31 protein-coding genes are annotated in these 26,007 nt (G+C 42.9%); 18 read left to right on the forward strand and 13 right to left on the reverse strand.

Annotated features, from left to right (window positions below):
* Positions 1-322 precede the first annotated feature (322 nt).
* The 3 genes from L3V33_RS13170 to L3V33_RS13180 all read right to left on the reverse strand — a co-directional run bounded on the left by L3V33_RS13170 (position 323) and on the right by L3V33_RS13180 (position 2,203).
* A complete protein-coding gene (locus L3V33_RS13170; RefSeq protein ID WP_054546489.1) occupies positions 323-805 on the reverse strand; it encodes a hypothetical protein in 483 nt (160 codons plus the stop codon).
* 127 nt (positions 806-932) lie between these two features.
* Positions 933-1,604: a hypothetical protein gene (locus L3V33_RS13175; RefSeq protein ID WP_054546490.1), complete on the reverse strand. Its 672-nt coding sequence runs from the start codon at positions 1,602-1,604 to the stop codon at positions 933-935.
* A gap of 92 nt (positions 1,605-1,696) precedes the next feature.
* Positions 1,697-2,203, reverse strand: a complete 507-nt coding sequence (locus L3V33_RS13180) for a cytochrome c (protein WP_081008966.1) — start codon at positions 2,201-2,203, stop codon at positions 1,697-1,699.
* A 193-nt stretch (positions 2,204-2,396) separates the two neighbouring features.
* On the opposite strand from L3V33_RS13180, the gene L3V33_RS13185 reads away from it, so the two are divergent.
* The 4 genes from L3V33_RS13185 (at position 2,397) to L3V33_RS13200 (ending at position 4,784) form a co-directional block, all read left to right on the forward strand.
* Positions 2,397-3,020, forward strand: a complete 624-nt coding sequence (locus L3V33_RS13185) for a cytochrome b/b6 domain-containing protein (protein ID WP_054546491.1) — start codon at positions 2,397-2,399, stop codon at positions 3,018-3,020.
* Positions 3,021-3,057: 37 nt separating this feature from the next.
* Positions 3,058-3,486, forward strand: a complete 429-nt coding sequence (locus L3V33_RS13190; RefSeq protein WP_054546492.1) for a MarR family transcriptional regulator — start codon at positions 3,058-3,060, stop codon at positions 3,484-3,486.
* A gap of 121 nt (positions 3,487-3,607) precedes the next feature.
* Positions 3,608-4,309 (forward strand): YafY family protein, encoded by a 702-nt coding sequence (locus tag L3V33_RS13195; RefSeq protein WP_171312597.1) that lies wholly within the window; start codon positions 3,608-3,610, stop codon positions 4,307-4,309.
* Between the two features lie 115 nt (positions 4,310-4,424).
* Entirely contained in the window at positions 4,425-4,784 is a 360-nt protein-coding gene (locus L3V33_RS13200; protein ID WP_171312599.1) for a VOC family protein, read from the forward strand.
* 53 nt (positions 4,785-4,837) lie between these two features.
* Here L3V33_RS13200 and L3V33_RS13205 read toward each other — a convergent pair whose 3' ends face one another.
* On the reverse strand, positions 4,838-5,554 hold the full coding sequence (locus L3V33_RS13205; RefSeq protein WP_146454815.1) for a DUF1826 domain-containing protein: 717 nt from the start codon (positions 5,552-5,554) through the stop codon (positions 4,838-4,840).
* A gap of 291 nt (positions 5,555-5,845) precedes the next feature.
* Between L3V33_RS13205 and L3V33_RS13210 the strand changes: the two genes are divergently transcribed.
* From L3V33_RS13210 to L3V33_RS13235, 6 genes are all read left to right on the forward strand, one after another.
* Positions 5,846-6,418, forward strand: coding sequence for a YceI family protein (locus L3V33_RS13210; RefSeq protein WP_146454729.1), 573 nt, complete (start codon positions 5,846-5,848; stop codon positions 6,416-6,418).
* Positions 6,419-6,823: 405 nt separating this feature from the next.
* Positions 6,824-8,002 carry a YbfB/YjiJ family MFS transporter gene (locus L3V33_RS13215; protein WP_146454731.1) on the forward strand — a complete coding sequence of 393 codons (1,179 nt, stop codon included), beginning with the start codon at positions 6,824-6,826 and terminating at the stop codon, positions 8,000-8,002.
* Positions 8,003-8,064: 62 nt separating this feature from the next.
* Entirely contained in the window at positions 8,065-8,721 is a 657-nt protein-coding gene (locus tag L3V33_RS13220) for a glutathione S-transferase family protein (RefSeq protein ID WP_146454733.1), read from the forward strand.
* A gap of 171 nt (positions 8,722-8,892) precedes the next feature.
* Positions 8,893-9,588: a VC0807 family protein gene (locus L3V33_RS13225; protein ID WP_017075154.1), complete on the forward strand. Its 696-nt coding sequence runs from the start codon at positions 8,893-8,895 to the stop codon at positions 9,586-9,588.
* A 372-nt stretch (positions 9,589-9,960) separates the two neighbouring features.
* On the forward strand, positions 9,961-10,236 hold the full coding sequence (locus L3V33_RS13230; RefSeq protein WP_004734824.1) for an HU family DNA-binding protein: 276 nt from the start codon (positions 9,961-9,963) through the stop codon (positions 10,234-10,236).
* 40 nt (positions 10,237-10,276) lie between these two features.
* A complete protein-coding gene (locus L3V33_RS13235; protein WP_004734823.1) occupies positions 10,277-10,423 on the forward strand; it encodes a hypothetical protein in 147 nt (48 codons plus the stop codon).
* Between the two features lie 174 nt (positions 10,424-10,597).
* Here L3V33_RS13235 and L3V33_RS13240 read toward each other — a convergent pair whose 3' ends face one another.
* The 3 genes from L3V33_RS13240 to pnuC all read right to left on the reverse strand — a co-directional run bounded on the left by L3V33_RS13240 (position 10,598) and on the right by pnuC (position 12,875).
* Complete coding sequence (locus tag L3V33_RS13240; RefSeq protein WP_146454735.1) at positions 10,598-11,278, reverse strand: Crp/Fnr family transcriptional regulator; 681 nt, start codon at positions 11,276-11,278, stop codon at positions 10,598-10,600.
* 125 nt (positions 11,279-11,403) lie between these two features.
* Complete coding sequence (locus tag L3V33_RS13245) at positions 11,404-12,132, reverse strand: nucleoside phosphorylase (protein WP_146454737.1); 729 nt, start codon at positions 12,130-12,132, stop codon at positions 11,404-11,406.
* A gap of 8 nt (positions 12,133-12,140) precedes the next feature.
* The gene (gene pnuC / locus L3V33_RS13250; RefSeq protein ID WP_054546503.1) at positions 12,141-12,875 is read right to left on the reverse strand and encodes a nicotinamide riboside transporter PnuC; all 735 of its coding nucleotides are present in this window, start codon (positions 12,873-12,875) and stop codon (positions 12,141-12,143) included.
* Between the two features lie 371 nt (positions 12,876-13,246).
* Here pnuC and L3V33_RS13255 point away from each other — a divergent pair, with 371 nt between their 5' ends.
* Entirely contained in the window at positions 13,247-13,447 is a 201-nt protein-coding gene (locus L3V33_RS13255) for a hypothetical protein (RefSeq protein ID WP_237290580.1), read from the forward strand.
* 43 nt (positions 13,448-13,490) lie between these two features.
* Here the strand turns inward: L3V33_RS13255 and L3V33_RS13260 are convergent, their stop codons facing one another.
* Together L3V33_RS13260 and L3V33_RS13265 are read right to left on the reverse strand one after the other, a co-directional pair.
* Positions 13,491-14,579, reverse strand: a complete 1,089-nt coding sequence (locus L3V33_RS13260) for a transporter substrate-binding domain-containing protein (protein WP_237290581.1) — start codon at positions 14,577-14,579, stop codon at positions 13,491-13,493.
* Positions 14,580-14,791: 212 nt separating this feature from the next.
* Complete coding sequence (locus L3V33_RS13265; protein WP_237290582.1) at positions 14,792-15,211, reverse strand: PaaI family thioesterase; 420 nt, start codon at positions 15,209-15,211, stop codon at positions 14,792-14,794.
* Positions 15,212-15,246: 35 nt separating this feature from the next.
* On the opposite strand from L3V33_RS13265, the gene L3V33_RS13270 reads away from it, so the two are divergent.
* Positions 15,247-15,525: a DUF134 domain-containing protein gene (locus L3V33_RS13270; RefSeq protein ID WP_237290583.1), complete on the forward strand. Its 279-nt coding sequence runs from the start codon at positions 15,247-15,249 to the stop codon at positions 15,523-15,525.
* Between the two features lie 41 nt (positions 15,526-15,566).
* Here L3V33_RS13270 and nqrM read toward each other — a convergent pair whose 3' ends face one another.
* A complete protein-coding gene (gene nqrM / locus L3V33_RS13275; RefSeq protein ID WP_237290584.1) occupies positions 15,567-15,764 on the reverse strand; it encodes a (Na+)-NQR maturation NqrM in 198 nt (65 codons plus the stop codon).
* Positions 15,761-16,222, reverse strand: a complete 462-nt coding sequence (locus L3V33_RS13280; RefSeq protein ID WP_237290585.1) for a NifB/NifX family molybdenum-iron cluster-binding protein — start codon at positions 16,220-16,222, stop codon at positions 15,761-15,763. Before L3V33_RS13280 ends, nqrM begins: the two co-directional genes overlap by 4 nt.
* A 338-nt stretch (positions 16,223-16,560) precedes the next feature.
* Here L3V33_RS13280 and L3V33_RS13285 point away from each other — a divergent pair, with 338 nt between their 5' ends.
* Positions 16,561-17,469, forward strand: a complete 909-nt coding sequence (locus L3V33_RS13285; protein WP_237290586.1) for a LysR family transcriptional regulator — start codon at positions 16,561-16,563, stop codon at positions 17,467-17,469.
* A 58-nt stretch (positions 17,470-17,527) separates the two neighbouring features.
* Here L3V33_RS13285 and L3V33_RS13290 read toward each other — a convergent pair whose 3' ends face one another.
* Positions 17,528-18,034, reverse strand: coding sequence for a hypothetical protein (locus L3V33_RS13290; protein WP_237290587.1), 507 nt, complete (start codon positions 18,032-18,034; stop codon positions 17,528-17,530).
* Between the two features lie 154 nt (positions 18,035-18,188).
* Positions 18,189-19,862, reverse strand: a complete 1,674-nt coding sequence (locus L3V33_RS13295) for an amidohydrolase (RefSeq protein WP_237290588.1) — start codon at positions 19,860-19,862, stop codon at positions 18,189-18,191.
* Between the two features lie 302 nt (positions 19,863-20,164).
* Between L3V33_RS13295 and L3V33_RS13300 the strand changes: the two genes are divergently transcribed.
* The 5 genes from L3V33_RS13300 to L3V33_RS13320 all read left to right on the forward strand — a co-directional run bounded on the left by L3V33_RS13300 (position 20,165) and on the right by L3V33_RS13320 (position 25,950).
* A complete protein-coding gene (locus tag L3V33_RS13300) occupies positions 20,165-20,887 on the forward strand; it encodes a DUF1007 family protein (protein ID WP_237290589.1) in 723 nt (240 codons plus the stop codon).
* A 94-nt stretch (positions 20,888-20,981) separates the two neighbouring features.
* Positions 20,982-22,097 (forward strand): nickel/cobalt transporter, encoded by a 1,116-nt coding sequence (locus tag L3V33_RS13305; protein ID WP_237290590.1) that lies wholly within the window; start codon positions 20,982-20,984, stop codon positions 22,095-22,097.
* Between the two features lie 298 nt (positions 22,098-22,395).
* Positions 22,396-22,917, forward strand: coding sequence for a YcxB family protein (locus L3V33_RS13310; protein ID WP_237290591.1), 522 nt, complete (start codon positions 22,396-22,398; stop codon positions 22,915-22,917).
* Positions 22,918-22,996: 79 nt separating this feature from the next.
* The gene (locus L3V33_RS13315) at positions 22,997-23,722 is read left to right on the forward strand and encodes a metallophosphoesterase (protein ID WP_237290592.1); all 726 of its coding nucleotides are present in this window, start codon (positions 22,997-22,999) and stop codon (positions 23,720-23,722) included.
* A 185-nt stretch (positions 23,723-23,907) separates the two neighbouring features.
* Entirely contained in the window at positions 23,908-25,950 is a 2,043-nt protein-coding gene (locus L3V33_RS13320; RefSeq protein WP_237290593.1) for an FUSC family protein, read from the forward strand.
* The last annotated feature ends 57 nt before the right edge of the window (positions 25,951-26,007 follow it).

A 26,007-nucleotide genomic window follows, 5' to 3' on the forward strand; every position in this document is an offset into this window, starting at 1 on the left:
ATTATTGATATGTGTGAACGAGGGCACGTACAGTGGCATATTCATGGAGTAAATAGCCCGCCACTCCTCAATAAATCATTTCTGACAATCTCTCGTGGGGATGACTTATCGAATGCGTTCTATTTTCTCAGTACGCTTGATACATCAAATAAAAAAGGACCCAACGTATGACGTTCAGTCCTCTTTATTCCTACTGACATTGACTAAATATAATTTCTTGTCTAGTCAATATTAATATCCGAACACTTAGATTACTTATTGAAAACTAATAACCTCTACAAATTGAGACTTTAAATAGGTGAGGTGTTGAAAAATTCACTTTCTAGCTTTTGATTTTTCTTTCACCAAATAGCTTCGGTTTGAATGAACCTAGTACTAACTCTGCAAGCAGCGGAAGCGCATTAGACATACCGATCAGCTCTTCAATTTTAGCTTTGTCTAGGTACGCTTGGCTTACCTTTCCTTGAGGTATTGATGCTTTAGCAAGCTCTACCATTTCAGGCATCATCGGCACCAAGAACACGAATGCATTGACGCTCAAAAACGCTAACATCACAAGTTTCATTTTTAACCAGTTAGGCTTCTGTTTTGTAGAAAAGTAACAATATAAATCAGCAAACAACTTTAATGCTAACCCTGGTAAAATCAGAATATATGCACTCAACTCTTTATAAGTACCAACATGGTAAGCCGTTTCGGCAGTTTCGTGGCCTAGCGTAGCGCCGATTACAATGTGAGAAAAAATACCGCCCACATACATGATGGTGCCGATTTCGTTTAGAAAATTGATCAATCGATTATTCATACTGTCCGCTTTTATATTTGTTTGCTTGTCTGTCTATTTATCTGAGTATCTGAGTATCTGAGTAAGTTTGGTGCTGTTATCAATAATTAGGGTTATTCGTTAATAATCAGCACTCAATCAGCAACTATTATTTGTTATTCGTCAAAGAAAGCTTGTAACCCAAATATTGAACATTCACATCAGCATACCCCAACGTAACAGCTTCAAATTGGTGACTTAGCTCTTTTGCATGCTGCGCATCCTTAGCAATAAAAGAAACCGAATACACAGGTCGAACAACATTGTTCTCAAGTTTTTGCGTATCAAGATATGAGGATGTCACAAGCCCAGCTTGGTTGAGACTGATCACTCTTTGTAAATCAATGCTAAGCACACGATCTATTTCAAGGGCTTCAATTCCCTGCTTCCATGTAATTGTGACGCCGTAGTTATTGTAGTCTGGCGTATTGTCTAACCACTTTGAGCCTAGCGGAATAATTTTGGCAATTTTAACCAAATCTTTCTTATAAAGAGGTAGGTGAGCCAATTTGGCTTGGACCTGTTGTGAGTCATTCGCTTCAATAACAAAACGCAGTAACTGCACCGAACGGCTATCAATCTCACTATGCGATACATACATATCTTTTATCTCGCCTTGGTCAATCAGCTTACTGAATTCAGCTTTTTGTTCCGGCATATTGTCGAAGACTTGTTCTAAGTTGTTTGTATTCCACTCCAGTTCAACGGCATAGTCTGCTGCGCTGGTAAAGGTAGAAAATAAGATTGAAGCTGCAAATGCGGTAAATGTAATAGTTTTCATGTTTTGTTCCTTTTTGGCTGATTAGGTTTGGCTGATAAAGATGTAATTAATTAAATTTAACTGGTCGAGTTGGTTGAATTGTTAAAACAACGCTACCAACGAGAGCGGTATGAGCGATGGCAACTTTTGCAAGTATCTTGCGCTGCTTCTAATCCTGATTCCGCTAGTGATGCATCACCTTGTTGACTACCTTGGTAAAGTTCCTGAAAACCCTGATCCATTTGCGTTAGGAGACGATTGAATTTTTCAGGGTCACTCCAAACACTCTCTTTTGCTTTACTCCCCTCTTGGCTGCCCAACGGAAATGACGTCAATAACGCCTGACTGTGAGTTGTCAGCTCAAAGCTCGTGTCTTCGAGCGTCTGCCAATGAGTATCATCGCCATCCAAAGTGTCATTGGCCTTCTCGACTAAGGTTTCAACTTGTGTAAATGTGTGTTGGCGCTGCTCAATTTGGTTTGAATGATCTTGTGAAGAATTACTTTCACTTGCATGGCCTTGACTAGCATCGCCTTGTGAGGCCAAAGCGTGGGTACTCAGTAAAACGGTTGTAGTACACAGTAGGCTCACCAATCTCTTGTGCAGCATTCTCTTGTTCATATTGCTCTCTCTTCGCTTCGTATAGCTTTTCTATTTGGTTTCGATACAGAAATCGATGATTCGTTTCGATGTTCCGTTTTGCTCTGACGGGATTAATTTACACAACAATAGTTGCAGTTGCAACTATTGTTGTGTAAATTAATGCAAATGGAATATATATTAAATAAGCAAACACAGTAGAGAGAATGAAGTTATGAAAATTTGGGATCTATCAACTCGCCTATATCACTGGGCTCAAGCCGCGCTTTTTATAGGTTTAATGGCATCGGGTATTTCTGGTAATGGACCCCATATTCAACTGGGGTTGGCACTCATGACATTGATCATTTGGCGATTGATTTGGGGTTGGGTTGGCAGTGAAACAAGCCGATTCAGACAATTTCTACGTTCACCAAGATCGGTTATTCACTATCTACAAGGCAAAGAAAAAACAAAGCCGGGTCATAACCCTGCAGGTGGTTGGATGGTTGTAACACTGCTACTGGCTTTAGTTCTTCAGTGTGTCTCAGGTTTAGCCTTAGCTGGATTTCTTGACCACTTGCCCTATGCAAATATTTGGTTGAATGACTCCGTGTTTTCGGTATTAGAAAACGTTCACCTTGCCATGATAAAAGTTCTTCCTACTCTGGTTGGTGTACACGTCTTTGCCGTTCTTTTCTATAAATTACGTTCAAAACCATTAACTTGGGCGATGATCACAGGCTTTCAAACACAAATCCAATTTAATGGAAGCGTAGCGTTTGTATCGCAATGGCGTGCGTTGTTTGTACTTGCTTTAGCTGCAATGTTTACCGTTATTCTGGTTGCATTGGCATAAATTAAACCGATTTAATTTGGAGCATAGGAACGAATCAATGAATGAAGTGTTTAATAGACAGCAAACTGCTAGTTGGTTGATCCATGTAATTGCACACGATGCAGCGAAGACATTCGACTCGGAACTTAGAAAACACGGATTAACGAACGCTCTCTGGCCTACCTTAATGTGTTTGTGGGAAAAAGAAGGAATAACTCAACGAGCAATCGCTAGGAAATCTAAAGTAGAAAATTCGACCACGACTCGAACCTTGGATAAGCTCGAACGTCTTGGTTTGATTGAACGACGACTCGACCCAAATAGTCGTCGTTCGTTCAATATTTATTTAACAGAGAACGGGCGCGCTATCCAAAGAGAGCTTTTGCCAATTCCCGTTCATATCAATCAAGAATATTTAGGTATATTGGAGCCAGATGAACGAAAAGAGATGAGCCGCCTACTTAAAAAAATAGTTTCGCAAATATAATGCGACGAAACATTGGCTCAAATTCCAGATGAAAACACCCGTTAAATTATAATGGATTATGGATAGAGTTATATTTTTCGATGTATTAATCTAAATTGTCTTTATGCAATCCGAGTTTTCCATGTCCCGAAGCCAACGTCTCTTTGACCTACTCCAATTACTGCGTTGTCATAAATACCCAGTTTCAGCTGGTCACCTGGCTTCCAAGCTGAACGTAAGTACTCGCACCATTTATCGCGATATCGTGACGCTGCAAGCACAAGGTGCTGAAATTGATGGTGAAGCAGGAGTTGGCTATCAGTTGAAACCGACCTTCACTCTCCCTCCGATGATGTTTTCAACGGAAGAATTGGAAGCATTAAGGCTTGGCGCTGAATGGGTAGCCAAGCAAGCCCATGGGGAATTCAGTGAATCGGCTAGAAATGCCATTGCCAAAATTTCTGCGGTGTTACCTGCTGACCATCAGATCAAACGCAGTGAAGACATTGTGCGTGTTGCTTCAATCATTGACGTTGCAAAGTTAACCATCGAACTGTCAGATATCAAGCTAGCAATTAAGCAGCAGAGTAAAGCTGAGATTCATTACACAGACGCAAAAGCTAATGTGAGTTCAAGAATCGTTTGGCCAATGTTGATTGGCTTATTCGAACAGCACTACGTTTTGGTCGCTTGGTGTGAAACGCGAAGTGCATATCGTAATTTCAGGCTCGATAGAATGGCTGAATGGAAAATCCTAGAAGAAAAGTATCAGCGCCCACGTCATGACTTGCTCAAAGATTGGCAGGACATAGAAGGCATTACAGATAAAGTGATTCACTACTGACAAAAACTGTCACAGGGGTTCGATACATTGCCGTGGTCCCAAATCGGGCTCAAGACAAAAGCTGAGTTAACTGAAACCAACACGGCAAATCCAATTGAACATTTCAGGAGCTATTATGTTTACCATCGATTCATTTGTTCTTTATGTCACTGACATTCACCGCAGCATGGGCTTTTATGCAAAAGCATTTGATTGCGAACCAAAGCTTCTATCACCGACCTTTGCTGTTCTAGACTTTGCAAACAACGTTAAAATAACACTCAAGCAGGCTGACGTTCTAACACCAGCAAGTAACATCAAGGGTGGCGGTACTGAGCTTTCTATGCCTCTTGCTGACAAAGAGACACTGGAAAACCTCTATAAAGCATGGAAAGAAAAAGGTATCCAGTTTGAGCAAGCGCCAGAAGAGTCCGTTTACGGCATTAACTTCCTCGCAGTTGACCCAGACAACCACCGCATCCGCGTATTCGCTTAAATGAATAAGAGCAAGCCGTATTTAAGCCGCTTGCTCATCTCATAAAAAGCTTACTAACCGAAATCTAGAGTCAGCAACAGTCGTGTCTCATTTGATGACGTAACTGGTGAACGGTGAACAAGGCCTCTATTTTCATTGCCACTCCAACGCTCCCCTTTTAATAACGCAACATCACCACTGGCCATTTTCTGTATGTCAGACTCATCACTGTACAGGCCAGAAACAGAATCAGGCTGTCCGTTACTTCCACGGCCAAGCTTAGAACGGTCGACCGATTCGTTTGGCAGCCATTGAGTCGCAACGCCGTGATAGGTTGTCACTAAGCGGCAAGGAACTTGGTCAAAATGAAAACGAGGACACATCGCTTTATTCAGAACCGCCAAACGGAGCCCTACTTCTTCAAGCTCGAACAAACAACAGAACATATCCACCAGCTCTGTCATGTTTTCTAATAACGCTTTAGAAGCGGTTCCGTCGGTAGCAAATTCCAATTTATCGTAAGCGTTGTCTGGTGACAGGCTAATAGACTTACTGAAGCTAGGATTCGAGGCGATGAATTCACTAATTGCCATAGTTAAACCTTCATCAAACTGTCGCTGCCATACCGCTATATTAATATCGCTTTGGTAGATATCCGCTAATACCGTTGGCTGCTCAGAAGCGCTAAGTCCTGGATTATGATTCGCCTGATCCTTGATACTCACAACGGAACTAATGTTAAGTGGCTGATTACTATTCGTTATCAAAGGCTTGGTTAACACGGCATTCATTACGTCATCTCCTTGATGCATGCTTATCGTTTCTCTTTTAATACTGCAAACGTCGTTCACAGCAGTAGCGATTTTTAGTTATGTTATAACATAACTAAATTTGCACAAGTAACTTTGCCGATCATGGTTCCAATAATATGGCGATGCTCTACCTTCGTCAGGTAATTTGATGAATGCTGAACTAAGCTTCTATCTATCTTTTTCTAATTTATCTTTAGTTCAAATAAAGACTCCAAACGTGCACGACTCGAGAACGTTAAACTTGTGAATTCATCAATGTGGTGACAACTTATGAAAAAACTAATCTCTACACTCGGCCTCCTATGCATCGTTATCTCAGCTCAATCTTTAGCGGAAACGGGCTACACGTTAGACCCCAATTTATCGAATATTACGTTCGCAACTATCAAGAAGCAGTTTGTTGTTGAGCCCGCATCCATCAAGCCTTTATCTGGTGGTCTTACCGAAGAGGGTCAATTTGCCATATTGTTGGACGTGAAAAGTGTGAGTACTGGCGTCGCTATTCGCGATCAGAGGCTCAATGAGCTCTACTTTGAATCGATGACTTTCCCTGAAGCAAAAATCTCTGGAAAAGTTGAACCGTCAATGTTGTCTGGTGACCCCAAAAGAACAACCATTGCAGCGGAGGTTACCTTGCACGGCGTAACAAAAACGATTGATTTTCCCGTTTTAATCGTTCCTTCAGAAGCGTTAGTGATGGTCAGTTCAGCCTCGACAATCATCGTCAATGGCGCTGATTTTGGAATATCGACAGACAACTTGAACAAGCTATCAGCTACCGTTGGTGGGTTAGCGATTTCCGACAAAATCCCTTTAAGCTTCAATCTGCTCTTCGATAAATAATGGGTTCACACCTACCCAGTTAGATCTTTCTTAATTCACATTCATCTATCGTTTAAGGTGGGTGAATGTGAGTTAGAGCCGGCAAGTCAGTACACAGATCTAGATAAACAAATCACTCATGTTCAATTAAGTCGGTCGGTCGTCCAACTTTAGTCTAACAATTGATCACTCAAATCTGCGGTGATTAAAACAATCGCTTATTGCCTTATCCTCGGCAGAACAACACATCCACCTAAGTGTTTAAACACACTCGCTATTTACCTATCTCAAACCGGTTTTAGATGAGCAAATTATATGACTAACCGCCTAGTGATATTGATGGCGAATGATGTCAGTATGCAAAACTAAACAAAGATCTTGTCCTAGTGCTAAAACATCTAGCTGAACCTAAAAAGAGCCCTTTTCATGCTGAATAAACACATCGTTAATCGAGACAGCTTGGCTGGAATGGGGGCGACTCTAATAGGCAACGGGATCGGTAGGTTTGCCTATATAGCATTAATGCCGGCTCTCATTCAAAGTGGTTGGTTTAGCGAAAGTGATGCATCTTACCTTGGTGTCGCAACCCTTCTTGGATACATATTGGGTGCACCTGCTGCCAACATACTGCTGCGTTACTTTAGTGCTGGGCAGTTAATTCGATTCGCTATGTTGATAAGCAGTTTTAGTTACTTAGGCTGTGCGCTACAAGAAGCGCCCTTAACATGGTTCTATGTTTGGCGAACTTTGGCTGGAATTGCGGGTGCCTTATTAATGGTTGTCGCCCCACCAGTGATTGTCCGAAAGTTTAATCCCGATGTGAAGGCGCGTGTCAGCGGTATCATATTTTCAGGCATTGGACTTGGATTAATGTTATCAGGCACATTAATCCCAGTACTGATCTATTTTAGTGTGGCGTCGGCTTGGGTTGGCATGGGAGTCATCGCATTAGTCACAACGATACTGACTTGGAATGCATGGCAAACCCAACCTAACACGTCTAAAGCGCCTTATATAAAATCCTCATTCTCTCAGCTCTCAAAGCCAAAACTAATCAGCGTTGCGCTTATTCTGGCAGCGTATACCTTCGACGCTATTGGCTACTTACCCCATACCTTGTTTTGGGTAGATTACATCGTGCGCGAACTGGGTATGCCGTTCAGCAGCGGTGGTTTGTTCTGGGCAACCTTTGGTATTGGCGCCGCTATTGGACCATTGATTACCGGTGTCTTGGGAGACAAGTTAGGGCTTAAAAAATCCCTCTGTATTGCATTTAGCCTCAAGGCTTTAGGCGTCGCATTCCCGCTTGTTAGTACACACCCTATCGCGCTGTTAATTTCTTCATTACTGGTTGGTATTTTCACGCCGGGAACGGTAACTCTAGTGTCGACTTACACGTTGGAGATTGTAGGCTATGAACTGCATACCAAAGCGTGGGCAGGAATGACACTCTCTTTTGCTGTATCACAAGGTGTGGTTGGGCTTTTGATGGCGTACTACTTAAATCATATGGCTTCATACGACGTGTTGTTCACCGTTAGTACTGCTGCTTTGATGCTGTCTGCGGTGTGTACCTTAATGACTGTCACTCACTCTAAAGCCTGAACATTGACCTAGACCTAAGCTAACTTCCTCAGTTCATCTGACGAATACAATAAAGGATTATCATGCAACTCTACTTAAATGAAACCTCCCCGTTTTCACGCGTGGTCGCAGCAACTGCGCTTCTATCACGCTGCTCTCCTTTGTCTTTTGTTTGGGTTGATCCATGGAGCTCCCCGGCCAACCTAAAAAGCGTCAATCCGTTTTGTTTAATTCCAGCACTCAAACTTGAAGACGAAACAGCACTGACGGAAAGCTTGTGCATTTGCCAATACCTAATTGAAACGTACCAACCTCAAACGCTACGTCAGGTAACGTTAAGTCGTGCCAATGAAATGCAAACGTTAGGAACAGCAAAGACGTTAATGGAGATCGCGTTTAGAACCGCGGCATTGATGCGCTATGCAGACAGTGACAATGCGCTTATCCATAGAGGGCAAGAAGGTATCGTTGCCGCCCTAGAGCAACTTGACCAAGAGATAAAAGAACAAGGACTAGAATCCCTTTTAAGCGACAACTTGGCCACCTTGTATCTCCATGTCGCTTTAGATTACGTCCAGTTTCGACATACTGAATTGTTTGATGAAGTGGACAGCCGCAACATCATCGATTTTTTACGCCTTTCTCCGTTCGCAGACGTACTGACACTTATAAGCATTGAGAGTTTGGCAAACAAGCCTGATTATGAAACGTTGCTTGATTCGTTAAGTCGAGATACCTAAGAGCATCCAAAACTAGAATGCGTAAAGTCTTGAATTCAACGTGAGACAGGCTCAGAGATGTCGTTGATGTCACATGTCGTTACACAGCATGACGTGTTAAGGCTTTACATCTTGGGCGAGGTAAACAACAATCCCTGAGAATAAATCCATAACATAATGTATTTAGAAATTATGAGTAACACAGAAAACAAAAAATCGAACCCTCTTTTCGAAATCGTTTTTAACGTATTTCTTCCGTCATTCATCTTAATGAAGTTCAGTGGAGAGGAGCACCTAGGAACCGGTCTAGCACTGCTTGTCGCCCTTGCTTTCCCTATCGCTTACGGTGGTATGGAGCTAATCCGCAACAAGAAGTTTAACTTCATCGCTGCGCTTGGCTTCGTCAGCGTGCTATTAACGGGTGGCATTGGTTTCTTCGAACTAGATACTCGTTGGTTAGCACTAAAAGAAGCATTAATACCTGGCCTAATTGGTTTAGCGGTCCTTGGCTCGACCTTCACTCGCTACCCGTTTATCCAAAAAGTTATCTTTACGCCAGCTCTGTTAAACATCTCTCTTATTGAAGAGCGTTTAAGACAGTTCGGTAACCAAGCAAAGTTTGATCGTTGTCTAATGACATCGAACTACATGTTCGCAAGTACCTTTGCTTTCTCTTCTGCGATGAACTATTTCCTAGCGACTTGGATTGTGACAAGCCCTGCCGGCACTGCAGCCTTTAATGAAGAGTTGGGTAAGCTCACGCTATACAGCTACCCAGCCATAGCTATCCCTAGCATGCTGATGATGTTAGGTATTTTCTATTACATTTGGCGCCAAGTTCGCGCTATGACGTCACTAGAAACCGAGAAAATCTTTATTACTAAGTAGATCTTACCGAACTAACTTAGTGTCTCGTCTTAAAATAGAAACACACACAAAAAGCTCAGCACATTCGCTGGGCTTTTTTGTTTCTGTTCTCTCATTTATCCGACAAGTGATATGCTGAATTATGATCAGCTTTCTCAAAAAATGAGAGCTTACTTTCACCTTTCTCATACTAGCTTGATAGCTAGCATTTAAATTACCAATAGCTAAAGAACTGCATTCGGTTATACTGAAAGATGATTTAACGCTCAATCTTGTTGATTACTTTACAAAACCCTGCCTAGGTGTTAACACTATTTCAGCCCTTATTGCTAAGATAGAACAAGCTTGGCCTTAAAGTTAAGCGCCAGTCGTACTCAATAAGGAATATAGAATATGAACAAATCTCAGTTGGTTGAACACATCGCAACTTCAGCAGACATCTCAAAAGATCAAGCAGGTTCAGCGTTAAACGCACTTGTTGAAGGTATCTCTAATACATTGGCTAAGGGTGATGATGTTGCCATCCTTGGTTTCGGTAGTTTCAAAGTTAATTCTCGTGCTGCTCGCACTGGTCGTAACCCACGAACCGGAGAAGAGATTCAAATCTCAGCATCAAAAACGCCTGCGTTTAAAGCAGGTAAAGCACTAAAAGAGTCATGTAACGCTTAGAGTAAATACGATCTCAAAGCAGAATCCAAGGAAGATTACTATGTCTATAACCAAAGAAAAAGTTAAAGCTAGCCGCAGTAAAAAAGCAGGCAAGTCAACCAAAGCACAAGCCGAAACGCCCAAAACTCGTCAACGCATTGAAGAGCTTATGGAAGAGCGTGAATTGGCAAAACTGTTAGAGTTATAGTTTGTTATTCTTCTAATGCCACTGCAGCCTTGTAGTGGCATTTTTGATTTAAGAAACAGCGCTTCACTAATACAAGTGCTTATACCGATTAACCCTTTCAAGCGACCTCTTTCTGCAATTCAGTCACTCCATTAATACGTTGATGCAATTTGGTATCGATAGTCATTCTTTTTATTACTCATACGAATCAATAAAGGCTCGGAGCGCTTGCTGGTCGACAATTTCCAACCCTTGGTCTCCTTTTCTAATGAAACCTTTGTCTAATAGGTCTTTAACCGCTCTTCGATACACTCTGCTCGATGTACCAAACCGTTCCGCTTCTTGATTCACTTTATCGAAACCGCCTAACACAGTATTTGTCTGGCTTTGAACCAATAAGTCGTAGGCAATGTTGTAGGTAATTGAGTGTAGAAGACGGTTAGTGTAAATGCCCATAGAGTCTTGATAATCTTCTGCTAGTGCTGAGGCGAAAAAGAACATCATCTCCGGATTTTCATGCAGAGCTTCTGATAGTTTTTGGATACAAATGACATCAACCTGCATGTGTTCGTCAGCCACTACGTTCCATTGGCAGGGTGTCTGAGTGAAGAACTCCATCTCACCGAAGATATGATAATCACAATTCACCTCACCCAATTGAAAGCGTCGCCCATTAGCCGCAGAAATACTCATAGAGACTCTCCCAGCGGGCACTACATAAAGATACTGAAGTTGCTCACCTTGACGCAGAATTTCATCATTTTGATTAAAGTAACGAGAGTTAACTTGGTGTTGGTAGATGAGATCTCTAAATTCAGAGCTTTTTTGTTCTAAGTAGCTTTTAAAGCGTCCGCTTGAGTATGGTGCAATCTTCATACTTACTCTCTCATTGCATTACTGCTGTTTATATTCAAACGATTGTAACCACTTAAACCACAGGAGAGAACCCAATAAAAAAGCGACGGTCTCCCATCGCTTTCGTCTTGCATTTATTCAGGCTCTTATTGAGTAATTAATGCTTCCAGTGCCGCTAATGATGCTAGCCGCTCTCCTTGCATCATTGCCTCTGCCTCATCGACATATTGCCCAACGCCCTCCTTTACATCTTGTTCGTACAAGACAACATTGTTCAAGATAGAAGCTACATTAAGCCCTCTCAAGCGTCCCACGGTAAACAGCGCGGATGTTTCCATGTCTGCACCTAAAATGCCCTTACCATTCCAGTACTGACAAAGCGCCTGTTCGTCATCGGTATAAAAACTGTCGTGTGAGCGTACCGTGCCCAAATAGTAAGGTGTTGTTTGCTGCTGCAAGAACTTGTCTAGCTCTTTAAGCAGAGAGAAGCTTGCATAAGCGGGATACGACGGCTTAACGTAAGCGGTAGAACCACCCTCATCGCGAACCGCACCCTCTGCAATAATTAGCTCACCAAGCCCAATCTGTGACTGCATCGCACCTGCAGACCCTACTCGAACGATATGAGTGACACCACAAAACTTAAGTTCTTCTACGGCAATGATCATTGAAGGTGCGCCAATACCAGTGCTGCAAACTGATATCGCTTTCCCTTGATAAGTTCCAGTGAAGATTCGATACTCTCGATTCTCAGAAACCATCTCTGCATCTTCTAGCAAGCTCGCGATTCGATTCGCTCTATCAGGCTCACCACAAACAATGACTAACGGAGCAATTTGCGTTTCATCAACGCCAATATGAGGTTGCTTTGCCATCTTCACTCCTAAGAAGCCGTTGCTTGAGTTAACGATTTATCACTGTTTCGTTTAGCTGTGCGTGCCCACTCGCGAGTACCGTTTGCCGCAATGAACATTAAGATTGCATATTGAACAGACATTGCGTACACGCCCTGTGTCGCATAAATACCAACACTGATAATGTTAATCACAATCCAAAGTATCCAGTTTTCAACATACTTACGTGTCATAAGAACTTGAGCAACAATAGATAGAATGGTCATCGTTGCATCCCAGAATGGGAACGCATCAGGTTCAAGTACTGGTTCCGTTAAATCAGCACCAAATAGATTCAGGCTATCAACCGCGATGTTCGCCAACGCAAAGAAGAATGGGTCGATATACATTGTGAGCAGTGCAATCGAAACCGCACACGCTGCAGCTGTTGCCACCAGCTTATTTTGACTCAACCAGCGAACTTCTAACGTTTCACCTTGCTCATTAGGGCGTGTCCATGCGTACCAACCGTAAATATTGGCGCAGAAGAAAAAGAGTTGAAGAAGTAACAATCCGTATAACTGAATTTGGAAAAAGATAACCGCAAATAAGGTGACATTCAGTAATCCGAACAGGTAGTTAATGGTTTTTTCTTGGCTTGCAAACCAAATACACAACAGGCCAAATACAGTGCCAAAAGCTTCAATCCAGCTCATGGCATAGCCATCCCCTATTGGGATGTTGACTAAGGTATTATTGATATCAAGTAGGGCGAATAGGTCCATAAAAGTGTCCTTTATTATTTGTTTTTTAGTAGCACTTATCTTATTGCGCCTTCAGAAACAAATAGGAGGACATTTGTCCCCCCTAGATTGCATGCGATCATAAATCAGAATAATAATTGGCGAAATTGAAATTCATCGTAATAAGTTCAACTGTTCCTCACACATTCAATCCTTTACGTATATCTCCATTAATGAAAAGAACTACTTCCAAAAACGAAACTTTAGCTTACTGGTTTTAGGCGGATATCGCGTTGACGGGCGCGTTTGAGAAGCGCATTCTTTAATTTCGAACAGAACAAACTTTAACCTCACGAGAGTGTGATTAACCTATCCCTTGTTCTGGTAACGCATCTAATTGAATGGCAGGTCACATGAATAAGATTGTTATGTTAGTAATGGGGCTGTTTTTCACCAGTCGATTGTTTGCCAGTATTGTTCCGCATGCTAGTCAACTGGAGCACGATGCGCCTATCCTAATTCGCTCAGCATTGATTGTTGGTGTTGTGGCTTATGCCGTCTGGACAGCAGTTAAATACTTCAAAAAGAACAAAGCCTCTAGTTCCGAAATGTAGCAGTAAGAACCCAGAAAGCTTTGTAGTATTCCGCTGTTGTTGATTATTGATCCGCAAAATAATCAACCAAGATTTTACGCCACTTTCGCGACTCACGAATCTTCAATAACGCACGGTTTATCTCTTCTTCGTACGCGTTGTTTTCCGTAATGATAAAGCCATAATTTTGCTTTTCTAGTTGGTAAGGCAACACTTCCAGATCTTCAAATTGCCCGCTTATTCTGCCATTACCGATCATATATTTGAGAACCACATCATCAGCGACAATCGCTTCCACTTCGCCTTCTTCTAAAGCCGCCAACAGTCTTGGCATATCAATATAACTCTTGTGTCGAATACCAAAACTGGTGAGCATCAAAGAAGACGTCGTGGCGACTTTTGCCCCAACTTCCACGTTCGCAAGATCATTGATGCCTTTAATCTGCGAAGACCCTTGGCTAAGCGTGAGCTTGCTGGCTAACACGGCGGTAATGCTGGCGATGAACAACATACTCAACACGCCAATGAACACCGTGGCAATTCGCCCAGTTAAGCTCTTAAACTCAAAATAATTGAATGGACCTCGGGTGATGAACAGCAATCCCAGTATGAAGCTTTCTAACCAACGACCCGTTCTGCTTTTCATTGAGTAGAGTTTTTCATTTTCTCCGTGTTCCAATAGGTAAAAAAACGCACCTATTAAGCCGGAGATAAAGATGATGACACCAATGATTATCCATAAGGCGGGGTTTAAGAATATGGAATGTAGGGAGTGAAGATAACCTTGCTTCTTAACGGCGATCGCGAGATGAGTTTCGTAAAAGGAGTGGGAAAAGTCAGCGAACAACTCACGTTCTGGAGTGATTGAAATGCAGGATACACCGATGTCGATTTGCTCTGTTTCAATGGAATTGAGTAAGTCATCCAAGCGATGAGTCTCTATCGTAAACTCAACCTCCATTTCCTTCGCTATCTGCTCCCAAAGCTCGATACTCAGGCCATTCCATTCACCTTCCATAGAACTAATTACAAAAGGCGGACAAGGGTATACACCGACTTTAAGGGGAGAAGAAGCAAAAGCACTGAAGAATAGAAAAAGAGAAACGATTGAAGTGACACTGTATCGGAGTGTCACTTTGAAGAATTTGTGCATCAGCAGCCCTCCGGAAGAAGACAGCAATGAATTGAATACGAAGGCTCGACTAATGAACACACATCAGCACGTTCAGAAGTGAAGAAAGTTTATGATAAATTCAATACTGCCCTAGCTTTAATAGTTATTACCTTAACTATAGAAAACCTCTATTTATTGTGCAAAAGAATGGGCATAACAAACTAACGGCATAGGAAACCTCGGTTCGATAACTACTGGGATGCCATAAACTGGCTTTGTGCCGATGAACACAATTTTCCGCACTGCGTAATTTGGCTTTCTAAGAAATAGATATTTCGTCTGCTTTTGACCCATCGTGCGCGAACTTCCAGTTCTTGACCAATCGAAATTGGATGATGGAAACGAGACGTTAAGCTGACCGTCATGGCAGTGATGTTATTTTGGAACAAGCAATGCAGCATCGCGCTGTCATGTAACGCGGTGACAATACCCCCCTGCATGATGCCATCGTAGCCCTCAGCTTTATCTGTTGGTACAATCTTGGCCCTGGTTTTATATTTAGCTAAAGTCTCGTGCTCGCTATCGGCTTCAAAGCAAATCGGGCTGTCTGAAAAGAAGTCTTGGCTGCATACTTGGCAGCGCCGATGATTGTGTGGAATGAAAGCCTTCATACTTACCTTTTAACCTTTAATACTTAGAGATTGATATGGCTCGACCAAAAAAACATCGCCAGTTATGCACCCGAGCGGCTTACTCTTGTTTTAAGCCTAATGGCGTTCCTATGGACGAGCTTCATAAAGAAGAACTGCTATTGGAAGAATTGGAAGCACTGCGATTGGCTGATCAAGAAGGACTGAGCCAACTTGAAGCCGCTGAACAAATGCAGGTGTCTCGCCAAACGTTCGGCAACATCATTAAACGTGCACGAACCAAAGTCGCCAAGTGCGTCGTCAACGGCCACGCGTTAATGATTCAAGGCTCATAGTTCGAAGCTTTAACGTTACTTGTCGACAGACTCCTATAGCCTTAACTTGATGGTTCAGAGATCTGATATAGCTTTCGACTCTGCCCTTCACATACGTCTTTGCAATTACATTCACGCTCAATATTTATCTGCGCCAACCCTCCACAACTGCCTTTAATTGGTTGGCGTGAGAAAATCACACCGATCGCCATCAGCGCAACGATTCCAATGAAGCCTAATAGTGTTAGTAGGAATGTCATTTACGACACCCTCGTATAACGCCTAGTTGATTCGGTTGTGACGTAAAAATCGCGCTATCTTTCTTGTGTTCTTTGTTGCCACACCTTTTCTTACTTTGCCCTTTTTTATTGTGACAAACGTTGCGAGGCTCTCGACCGTAATCTAAATCGGTCACTTCTTGCAGATTATCAAAATCCAAAGCACCGATTTCCACCTTCCCTGTTGTTGCCAACACTCTAATATCGTTATTGAACAAGTGCGCCAGCATCCTCTTTCCTATGTGACGGACAACGACAGCCTGCACGTCGTAAGAACGGAGGACTGAAATCCATTGCTTCTTTTTATTGCAAGACGAGTCGGGCTCAACCAAAGGAACCATCTGCTTTATTTGTCGTTGGTCATCCACAATCGCTATCTGTGGTGAACGAGCAAAATGGTTGCCGACATGAAGATTAAGACAAGGTACTGCGTATAACATGGTAACTTCCTGTTATTGATGATCAGAAGTTCAGCATACGCCTCATTATTGGCATATGCCAATAACTATCATGTGAAAAATTAGATTTACAGATTAGAGTGGTAGCGGGAAGCCAAAACTAAAAGCCAATCTCCCCTTCACCAAAATGATGTTTCCCAATACGTAGGCACTTCACAATCACGTGAATTTTTTGATCATAGGAACGATAAATTTGGTCGCTAAGTAGGCTTGGAAATGTCGGTCTTACGTGATCAACTCAAGATAAGTACGTATAGTGGCGTAACTACTGGAATCAAAATTAGACCCTAATTTTGTACGTGTTGGAATAATGTAAGCCTATGAACTCACTACACTTGAAAGCACTGTTGTTGGCCGCTGAAACAGGTTCAATATCTGCTGCTGCCCGTAAGTTAGGAAAAAAACAACCCCAAGTTAGCCAATGGATCTCTGATCTAGAAATTGACCTTGGCGTTAACTTTTTTGACCGAACTGGCAATAAAATGTCATTAAGCAAAGATGGAGAACGTTTGCTGCCTTATCTCACACATACCATGAGCCAACTTACCAAGTTAGTTCAAAGTGCTGAGATAATTTCGCAAGGTGAATCTACCGTGCTTAGAATTGGGATTGAAAACTATATTCCCGATCTCGCCTTCACTCAGCCTTTAGCGCTAACGTTAGAGCTGTCCCATTTATGTATCGAAGTGTATCGCGAAGAACAGCACCAACTCATGCGAGATCTAAGCGAAGGCAACGTAGACATCATCATTACTCATGAGTCCGATACTCTTCATCATCAACATTTTGAGTACTGCCGGTTAGGTCATTACAAAGAAGTGTTGGCGTGCAGCCCTGATCATCCCCTCACTAAATTACCCATTGTGACAAGTAATGACTTAAGCCAATACCGAGAGTTAATTTGGGGAGAAACGACGAACAACAATGAACAATATAGAGATAATAACAGTGATGGATTTAGCCCTAGCTATGGTGTTTTCTCTGATATTCAACTACTCATCGCTATGTTAAAACACAACAAAGGCTTTGCGTTTTTGCCCGCAGAGTTCGTAAACACACACATTGAAAGTGGCCAATTGGTCACCCTATACTGCGATTTTGAACCTGCCGGTATCGACCGAAGAATTGAGTTGTGTTGGCGCAATGGATTAACCCTGTCTCCATATGGCAACCAAATTGTAGAAGCGTTCAAAACCCATCATCAACTCTCAGACAAACCTATATCTTGAGTTCATTTTTGGGCTTGATTCTAGTTTTCAGGCTTAGCTCGAATTAACAAGCTCAGCTTTAATTAGCAGACTTAGAGTTATTTTTAACCTCAAGATCACCTTGGGGTTGGGTTTCAGGTTCAGGTTCAGATTTAGATTTAGGTTTAGGTTTAGGTTTAGATATGTTTTCTGAATCAACTTGAGATCCATCTTCTGACTTGAGCTCTCGAGCAGAAAGAGAAGTTGTTGCAGTTGTTGATTTAGAAGTAAAAGTAGAAGACGAAACTGAAGCGGCGATGAGAGCATCCCACCAGTCGTACACGTACAAAGATGCGTAAATTGGGAAGATTGCCCAAAGTAAAGGGTCGTCCCACACCGTCGACGTAATTCCAACAGCCGCGATGGCCAAAATGATGAGTTCAGAAATACCAATAAACAGTAGTAGTTTTGTTAGATGGGCAAGCGTGCGCTGAAGCCGGCTAGTCAGTTGTGTTTTCTGATAGGTCGCCTCAAAAATGCCAATAATACCCGCTGCCATCAACAGACCGATTACCGTGAGTATGGCTGCTTGGTTACTCTGATCCATCTGGCGCATGCTAGCAAAAGTACAGCGAAACAATATCGGTACAATCAATATAATTAAAACCAACTGCCTTACTGCCACCTCAATATAAAAACGCTTTATTTGCACATGGATCTCCATTAAAAATGGTGCAGAGCAAGCCCTACACCTAGTTTTGTTATTCTTCTGCGTCGAAAACGATATCACCTTGTAATATGGTCATTAGGATTTCTGTGTTTGCTATATCGTCAAGTGGCAAGCGGGTGATATCTCGCTCTAAGATAGCAAAATCAGCTGATTTACCCACATCAATAGAACCTGTAACGTTTTCTATTCCAAGGCTTGTCGCTGCATTAATGGTGTACGCATCGATTGCTGCCTCAATATTCGGCAGCCCCGTATTCCCCATTCTTATACTGTTAGCGATACCAACAAGCGGATTTAACTCATGAACGTTCCAGTCACTGCTCAATGTCAAGTTCGCACCTGTATCAAAGATAGCTTTGAGATTCATCAATGCGTGAGTTCTCTTCGCCCCTAGAAAGAGTTTAGCCCATGAATGGTCGTGCTCAACCACATACTCAGAGCCGACTTGAAAATCTGCTGTGACATCCAGTTGAGCAAAACGAGTGACATCCTCTGGGTCGACAAGCTCAACATGGGTCAGTGTATAAGGTTTTACCGAACCATTTTGGCGAGCATGTTCAATTGCATTAAGTGACTCACGAACTGCCCCATCACCAATTGCATGTATGTGTGCGCTGTAACCAACTTTGTCCAATGCATCCAACCACGTTTTCATTTGGTTAGGTGGGATATAATTAATGCCGAACGGCTCATCTGGAATGTAAGTGTTTAGATAGGGTGCTAGCGTTTTCGCTGTACCGTTGATCGTAATTCCATCGCTGTACATTTTCACCTGATCAACCAATAGCAAGTTCGAAGCATCACTTGATTGAATTGTCTTTAGAAAAGCCAACTGTGGTTCCATTGAATCAGTTGGATAAATCCATGGGCGAAGCGATACTCGAGCGGTTAAATTGCCGTCTTTTTCTGCTTGCTTCCACACTTCATACCAACCACGTTTCCAATACAATCGACCATCACCAATCGTTGTAATGCCATTGGCCGCTGATTCTTCAAGGCCAGCCATTAATCCGTCATAGCTTTGATTAAACTGACCTTCTAGGCTGTTCCAAGCCATCTCCATCACAAGATCGCCAGCATTATCAAATAAAATACCGTTAAGCTCACCGCTCTCTGGATCTTTAAGAATCTTGCCACCTTGAGGTTCAGGTGTATCTTTCGTGATGCTCGCAAGTTTAAGCGCTGCAGAATTGACCCACATAGAGTGCGAGGTCTGCTCCATGATCACAACAGGACGAACAGGGAAAATTCGGTCTATTACTTCAAGCGGTGTCTGGCGATTGTCTTCATTAAGAATGGCATCTAATGAAAAACCATAGCCCATTAACCAACCTTTAGATTTGTCATTTCTACTGCAAGCCTCTAAATAGGGAATTTGGCCTTCAAGCGAAGCATCCATACTCAATTCGCAGTTGCCACCCGCTTCAGAAGCTGCCTCAAACACATGGTTATGGTTATCAATAAAACCGGGCATTACATAGGCCTGTTCTAGATCGATAATTTCGGTATTTTTAGCTCGATATTTACGAGCATCATCTTCTTTACCAACAAACATAATATTTCCATCACTAATGACGATCGTATCGGCATTGTCGTGACCATAAATCGTCGCGTTGGTTAACATCATGTCGGCTCTTTCGCTAGCCAGCGTAGTTGAACTCATAATTAGGCTCGCGATTAGTGTCAAAGGGGAAAGTCGTTTCATTATTCATTCCTTTCATGCCCCACAATCTTTAAGAACATGTGGGGAGTTTTGTTGCGTTGAGTAAAGACTACGGCAACACGAAAATAAAAGAAAAATAGTGAGTATAAGAATACTGGGATAGCTGTGAACGCTTTGCACCTGCCATCCCCAACCAATCTCCTTTCTCTTCTCTTCTCTTCTAATTGCAAATAATGAATTGTGGTCACCAATGTTGTTTTTAATGTGCTTCTTATTCTCTTTCGAAGTGAATAAATACACAAATTGTTATATTATAACATTACACTAAATAACCATTCGTTCTCATGAAACAGCTATTTGTTCTAACCAACGCACTCAATCAGCTCTCTTCGCGCTATGCAAGCCGCGTCTCGACAGGCTTGCGTTCTATTAAGCGTCTGCCTCTTTGGTTGGCATTATTGTCTTTTGCTCCGACCCTGCAAGCCCATCCTCACTCTTGGATAGAGATGAAAACTCATATTGAGGGAGATAATGGCATGATCACTGGCCTTTCAATGGAGTGGTCTTTTGATGCAATGACCTCGATGTACATGTTGGATGGAGAAGACGTCTCTGCCGATACAGAAGCTGAAACATTCAAAAAGCTCGCTGCGTCTGTTATTGAAAACATGAAGTATGAGCACTACTTCACGTACTTTTATGATGGTGAAGAGCCCATCAAATATCAAGTTGCTGAACACGCCAAGTTTGAGCGTGACAAAGCCAAAATGGTTCTAACATTTGACCTACCACTTTCTAAGCCTAAACCCGTGACACGAGACTCGCTCCGCGTACTCATTTTTGACCCTAGTTACTTCGTCGACATGTCGTGGCTATCGAATAGCGACGTGACCTTGTCACCTGAACTAGCGAGACAATGTCAGTTGGAATTAATCGAGCCCAACCCAACGCCAGAACAGATGAGTTATGCGATGTCTTTACCAGCCGATGCTGACCCAGATAACACGTTAGGCCAACTGTTTACTCAATCGGTTGAGCTTCATTGTGCTGCGGTTCCAGCGTCTTAATCATTGCGGCTCGTTTCAGTCAGTAAACGTCTTAACTCAAACTCATTAAACCTCTCACTCAATGAGAAAGGTCTCTGATACAGGTTCTTGTTAAATGCAGAAAAATCATTTCAAAACAAACTATTACCTCATTGGTCTCGGCGCTTTATTTCTGGTTGCTGTCGGCGCATATCAATTATGGTCTATGTGGCCTTCATTGGTTATCTCTAGCATCCAATGGCAAAGAGAAGTTAACTCAGAGCTAGCCGACCTACTCTATGAAGCCAAATCCAATCCTTGGGGCGCAGGCAGCTACCTCATCGGATTCAGCTTCGTCTACGGTATGCTTCACTCTTTAGGCCCAGGACACGGCAAGGTTATCGTGTCTACTTATTTAGCGACTCACCCGACTAAGGCGAAAGCCAGTTTAGTGCTGACGGTTGTGTCTGCGTTTTTACAAGCACTGGTCGCAATCTTATTAGTAAGCGTGTTGCTATGGGGATTTAGTGCTTCAATGCGAGTGGTGAATGACAAAGCGAATATGTTTGTTTCATTAAGCTTTGCATTGGTGGCCGTGGTAGGTACTTTGATCTGCTGGAAGGCTTTAAAAAACATATACACCACAATGTGTAAGCCAAAGTTGAAAGTGAAAGCCATCACCACATTAGCAGCCGATGCACCTTCAACAATGGCCGCTCGTCCACCAGGCACAGTCCAATCGCCAATAGCGCTTCGCTCATCTGTATCTGTTGGTTCAGCTATGTTGAACCCGACTAACGCATTACAAGCCGTTGACCACACTCATGCAGATCATTCTCATACCGACTGTGGATGCGGCCACCAACACGTCGCTGATCCAGAAGCCATCAATAAAGCTTCAACATTTCGAGAGTACGCGGGAATCATCGTGACGATTGGCATCAGACCCTGCACCGGAGCAATCATGGTTCTGCTTTTCGCAAACATGGTTGGCCTATATTGGATGGGTGTTCTGAGTGCCTTTGCTATGGCAATAGGTACCGCATTAACGACCTCATTAATCGCTATGATGACGCTAACGGGCAAACATCTAGTGAAACGCTATTTGGCTGCAGGTAACAAGAACAATAACGCTTCATTGAAAGTCGCAGGTCATTACTTACAACTCTTTGGTGGCATTCTACTTGTATTGATTGGCCTACTACTAATAAACGGACAAGAGAGTGGTATGTCACCTGTTTTCACCATGTAGAGCTTTAATACGTAGCCATAAATCGGAGGTTCTTTTCACCCGTATCTCACACATCAAGGCCTCGCAAATGCGAGGCCTTAGTTTTAGTCATCATTTAATATCAATTTTTAATATAAATTCAGGTAAACAAGTGAGCAACGCCGAGAGCAAACCCCGTCGGTATTATTGATTTACAAAAGAGCATCAAAACCGTTAAAGAAAAGTACCGACAAGCGATACAATGCTGGAATTGCGAGATTGCAGCGCAGCAGCCCCTTTATAGAAATCTCATTCACAGAAAACATTAAAGTAGCCAGACATGTCTAAAGATCCCGGTTTCACCACAGAGTACATCCTCGACAAGACGTTTTTCACAGAGTGTTATGATCAAACTAGCCTTCCGACTCAATTTCCAAAAGCCTATTTAAAAGGAATACTGTTTCTTATTTTTGGTGTGGTTTTATTAGAGTTTGAACTACTACCTAACGGTTACGTTGGCTGGTTCTTTATCGTTTTGAGTGTGATTGAAGCGTTCAGTGTGTACTGCAAGAGAACCTGGTGGATATGGCGACAAAAAATTAGCTCCGGTGCTGGCAGCAAAGTGATCTTTCAAGGTGACGTTAACGGTGTGAGTTATAAAAACGCTAAAAACACCAATACTATCGCTTGGACTGATATCTCCCAGCTGCAACAAACCGATTTAGGTTTTATCCTTCATATTGGAAAACAGCGCCAATATGTCAGTAAATCTTGTTTAAGCGATGAAGCCATTGCATTCATGGTTGAACAACACGAAGCTTCCAAAGCACCTAAAGCACCTAAAGCACCTAAAGCAAATTAGCATCAATAAATGCCTGCCAATTTGGCGGGCATTTTTCTATCACCTTTGATAATGCGTATGGCACAACCGGACAACAACAATGAATACCATTTACCAAATCAGTGATTGTCATCTTTCAGATGAATCCAGCTATGAAAACCTGCGTAGAGCATTGGAATACGTCAGCAAAGACACAGCATGCAAGACCATTTTTCTGACTGGTGATATTTGTTGTAATCCAAAATCGGGAGACTACGTTCGATTAGAAGCGTTCATTAGAGAACACATTAACGAACAATCTATTTACGCGATTGCTGGCAACCATGACGACTCTTGCTTAATGCGCAAAGAGCTAAAAGGATCGACGATTTTCGTCACCAATAAAGCCACTGTCTGTAAACGAGAGTTTGTATTTCTGGACTCTAGCTTCAAGCCGTTGGATACGCGTCACCCACTTGGTTCAGGTCGTATTGATAACCGCGGCATGGCTCAGCTAAAACAACAGTTAAGAAAAGCCAATGACCCTATCGTGGTTGTTCACCACCCTGTCATTCCAGTCGGTTCAGATTGGATGAAAGCGATCCGTCTAGAGAACGATGCTGATGTGATGAGCGTGCTTCGAAAATATCGCGTTCGTGACGTGATCTGCGGTCATGGCCATGATGGAATAACGGCGACACAACAAGGCATAACTCAATATATGGCCCCGTCGACAGCCTATGGTTTTGACCACTCGATCAATGAATACAATCGCAGCGAGAATGTAGGATTGAGTCGAATCTCGTTCTCTCCTGATTCAATCGACTACCAAACTGTCTATTTTTGAACCCTCTATCTTGAATCTTGCTGTCTTAAACCTTGTGGATTCGCTTTCGAATAAATCAAACTATATAGCGTTCTATGCCAATAGAAGAGGCTTGCAGCGATTCAATTTATCAATCTGTGATTGAAGACAGCACGCGAAGAGGTTTGGCGTTACACTCATTAAGATCAAAAAAATAACGAGGGTCTATGACGTTTTCTCCTGCCATTTTGCGTAAAGTCTGGTACTCCCCTTCTATTAACCTTGGGCTTCGCGCCACCAGTGCCATTGTGCTATTTCTCGGTTTAGGGGTGCTGTCGAATCAAACCACTATCGCCATGACCGCGCTGATGACCATGCCAGCCGCTCTGATTAGTGGCCTCGACGCAGCAGGGCCAAGGAGGTGGACACGTTTTGCGATTACCGCAACCGCTTGGGGCATGACTCTAATCGTCAGTTACGCTCTGCTGAAAAGCGGACTGCCTTTATGGGTGACTTATGGTGCAATGGGTGCTTTGCTTGCCAGTGCGGCAGTCAATGGTCCATTCTGGGCGAGGCTCGGCATGTCCAGCCTATTGATAGCCGTCGTCACTCTCTCACTCCACAATTCCAACACCGCGCTAAGCTTGTACCCTTTGTTGGTACTCGGGCCTCTTACTTTTGCACTGTTTAGCTGGCTTTGGTTTGCATTATGGAAGCACTATGCACTGCGCGTGTGTCTGTCCGCGATTTACGAAACCTTGGCAGACTACATCCAATATCGACAAGCCTTCTTGTTAGGTAGCGAAAGTGATGCACCGAAAAGACGCATCAAATACCAACTCATCGAGTTGTTCCAACAGGCACTTCAATCCGAATCCTTTCGCTCTAAGCACGAAGATGCTGACTCGCTCCGACAAGCCTTATTTCTCGCACTCGATACGTTTGAAGTGATAATCAGCAGTCACACAACAAATCCAGACCTATTAAGCCAATTTCAGTCAAGTAAGCCAAAGAGAGACTTGTTATTGGTTTGGAGCCAACATTGTCAGCAAAGGCTAAGACACAAAGCCAAACAGCTTCTACACAACACAAACGAAGAGATGAAGCACTTAAGCTCATTAGAGCAAGAAGCTAATGACTTGATTGAAGCGGTCAAACTCGAAGACCAACCCCGCTTTCGTTATTGGGCATACGCAGTGAAGCACATTTCCCGTCGTATTGAGCTTAATGAACCCGCTTATGAACGTTCTTTTGAAGTGCAGCCGTTCGAGTTATCTTTTCGTTTGCCAAACCGAGGCAATCCGATTTGGCGTCATGTTACTCGTGTCGGTTTGATGTTCGCACTTGGTGCTGGAATAGCGGAATACTTTGAATTGATTCGCCCTGATTGGGTGTTGATTTCAATGTTAATGGTGATTCAACCAAGCTTCTTGGCGACACGCAGTAAAACGTGGCAACGCTGTTTGGGTACGGCGCTTGGCGTGCTCTTTGCGACTTCCTTGATTCATATTGGCGTACCAACGACCGCGATGTATACGCTAATGGTCATCCTCTTGCCCGTCGCAATGCTTAATATCATGCGCAATTACTCGCTAGCCATTGGTTGTATTACCGCGCTATTGATTTTGATTTATCAGACCATGGCACATCAAGGGCTCGATTTTGCCGCGCCACGTTTGATCGACAACATCGTCGGGGGCGCGATTGTCCTGCTCGGATACAGCTTGTTATGGCCGCAATGGCGAGGCAAAGAGATCCACACTCAAGCGTTAAAAGCGCTTAATAGTTCAAAAAGCTTATTTGTGTATTGCTACGAACAGCTGCAAATTGGCACCGAACAACATGACCATACTGTGCTAACCAAGCAACGTGCCGCTATGCTAACCGCCGAAAGCGACCTTGAGCTGATTTACAACGAGATGCAGCAAGAGCCAAAACATACTCGCGCCGATCCTCACTATTATGAAGATATGCTGAGTCACTATCGATTATTAAGCCATTACCTCTGCTTGCTGATTCCGTTAGTCAGAAAAGGCACGCAATACCAAGGCTCTCAACAAGTCGAACGCTTAATTCATGATGCGATGGATGCGTTAATCAATACCATTCGTGATAACCGCGTCCATGAACTGCCCGCGCTCACCAATCAAACTGAAGCCCAACACCCAACTTCCACAACGGGTCAACGTTCGGTAGAAGAAATCATCTGGTTAGCACTGATGACAGTAAAACAAATGCACGATTTAGTTAGGCGTAATCTAGAAGGCTAAATCAGGGCTTAACTATCAAAGGACTTAAACACCAATAGCCACTCAGATTTTGACCTG

Origin of the sequence: Vibrio sp. A2-1, assembly GCF_021728355.1 — a bacterium.
Lineage (GTDB): Bacteria > Pseudomonadota > Gammaproteobacteria > Enterobacterales > Vibrionaceae > Vibrio > Vibrio splendidus_K.

Bases quoted from the DNA above. Each gene is read 5' to 3' on its own strand.
- L3V33_RS13175 (WP_054546490.1), bottom strand. From the start codon at position 1,604: ATGAAAACTATTACATTTACCGCATTTGCAGCTTCAATCTTATTTTCT.
- L3V33_RS13210 (WP_146454729.1), top strand. From the start codon at position 5,846: ATGAAAAAACTAATCTCTACACTCGGCCTCCTATGCATCGTTATCTCA.
- L3V33_RS13235 (WP_004734823.1), top strand. From the start codon at position 10,277: ATGTCTATAACCAAAGAAAAAGTTAAAGCTAGCCGCAGTAAAAAAGCA.
- L3V33_RS13195 (WP_171312597.1), top strand. From the start codon at position 3,608: ATGTCCCGAAGCCAACGTCTCTTTGACCTACTCCAATTACTGCGTTGT.
- L3V33_RS13265 (WP_237290582.1), bottom strand. From the start codon at position 15,211: ATGAAGGCTTTCATTCCACACAATCATCGGCGCTGCCAAGTATGCAGC.
- L3V33_RS13240 (WP_146454735.1), bottom strand. From the start codon at position 11,278: ATGAAGATTGCACCATACTCAAGCGGACGCTTTAAAAGCTACTTAGAA.
- L3V33_RS13295 (WP_237290588.1), bottom strand. From the start codon at position 19,862: ATGAAACGACTTTCCCCTTTGACACTAATCGCGAGCCTAATTATGAGT.
- L3V33_RS13315 (WP_237290592.1), top strand. From the start codon at position 22,997: ATGAATACCATTTACCAAATCAGTGATTGTCATCTTTCAGATGAATCC.
- L3V33_RS13310 (WP_237290591.1), top strand. From the start codon at position 22,396: ATGTCTAAAGATCCCGGTTTCACCACAGAGTACATCCTCGACAAGACG.
- L3V33_RS13180 (WP_081008966.1), bottom strand. From the start codon at position 2,203: ATGAACAAGAGAATGCTGCACAAGAGATTGGTGAGCCTACTGTGTACT.
- L3V33_RS13300 (WP_237290589.1), top strand. From the start codon at position 20,165: ATGAAACAGCTATTTGTTCTAACCAACGCACTCAATCAGCTCTCTTCG.
- L3V33_RS13190 (WP_054546492.1), top strand. From the start codon at position 3,058: ATGAATGAAGTGTTTAATAGACAGCAAACTGCTAGTTGGTTGATCCAT.
- L3V33_RS13290 (WP_237290587.1), bottom strand. From the start codon at position 18,034: ATGGATCAGAGTAACCAAGCAGCCATACTCACGGTAATCGGTCTGTTG.
- L3V33_RS13320 (WP_237290593.1), top strand. From the start codon at position 23,908: ATGACGTTTTCTCCTGCCATTTTGCGTAAAGTCTGGTACTCCCCTTCT.
- L3V33_RS13205 (WP_146454815.1), bottom strand. From the start codon at position 5,554: ATGAATGCCGTGTTAACCAAGCCTTTGATAACGAATAGTAATCAGCCA.
- L3V33_RS13170 (WP_054546489.1), bottom strand. From the start codon at position 805: ATGAATAATCGATTGATCAATTTTCTAAACGAAATCGGCACCATCATG.
- L3V33_RS13225 (WP_017075154.1), top strand. From the start codon at position 8,893: ATGAGTAACACAGAAAACAAAAAATCGAACCCTCTTTTCGAAATCGTT.
- L3V33_RS13220 (WP_146454733.1), top strand. From the start codon at position 8,065: ATGCAACTCTACTTAAATGAAACCTCCCCGTTTTCACGCGTGGTCGCA.
- L3V33_RS13305 (WP_237290590.1), top strand. From the start codon at position 20,982: ATGCAGAAAAATCATTTCAAAACAAACTATTACCTCATTGGTCTCGGC.
- L3V33_RS13285 (WP_237290586.1), top strand. From the start codon at position 16,561: ATGAACTCACTACACTTGAAAGCACTGTTGTTGGCCGCTGAAACAGGT.
- L3V33_RS13200 (WP_171312599.1), top strand. From the start codon at position 4,425: ATGTTTACCATCGATTCATTTGTTCTTTATGTCACTGACATTCACCGC.
- L3V33_RS13230 (WP_004734824.1), top strand. From the start codon at position 9,961: ATGAACAAATCTCAGTTGGTTGAACACATCGCAACTTCAGCAGACATC.
- L3V33_RS13255 (WP_237290580.1), top strand. From the start codon at position 13,247: ATGAATAAGATTGTTATGTTAGTAATGGGGCTGTTTTTCACCAGTCGA.
- pnuC (WP_054546503.1), bottom strand. From the start codon at position 12,875: ATGGACCTATTCGCCCTACTTGATATCAATAATACCTTAGTCAACATC.
- L3V33_RS13215 (WP_146454731.1), top strand. From the start codon at position 6,824: ATGCTGAATAAACACATCGTTAATCGAGACAGCTTGGCTGGAATGGGG.
- L3V33_RS13260 (WP_237290581.1), bottom strand. From the start codon at position 14,579: ATGCACAAATTCTTCAAAGTGACACTCCGATACAGTGTCACTTCAATC.
- nqrM (WP_237290584.1), bottom strand. From the start codon at position 15,764: ATGACATTCCTACTAACACTATTAGGCTTCATTGGAATCGTTGCGCTG.
- L3V33_RS13185 (WP_054546491.1), top strand. From the start codon at position 2,397: ATGAAAATTTGGGATCTATCAACTCGCCTATATCACTGGGCTCAAGCC.
- L3V33_RS13245 (WP_146454737.1), bottom strand. From the start codon at position 12,132: ATGGCAAAGCAACCTCATATTGGCGTTGATGAAACGCAAATTGCTCCG.
- L3V33_RS13270 (WP_237290583.1), top strand. From the start codon at position 15,247: ATGGCTCGACCAAAAAAACATCGCCAGTTATGCACCCGAGCGGCTTAC.
- L3V33_RS13280 (WP_237290585.1), bottom strand. From the start codon at position 16,222: ATGTTATACGCAGTACCTTGTCTTAATCTTCATGTCGGCAACCATTTT.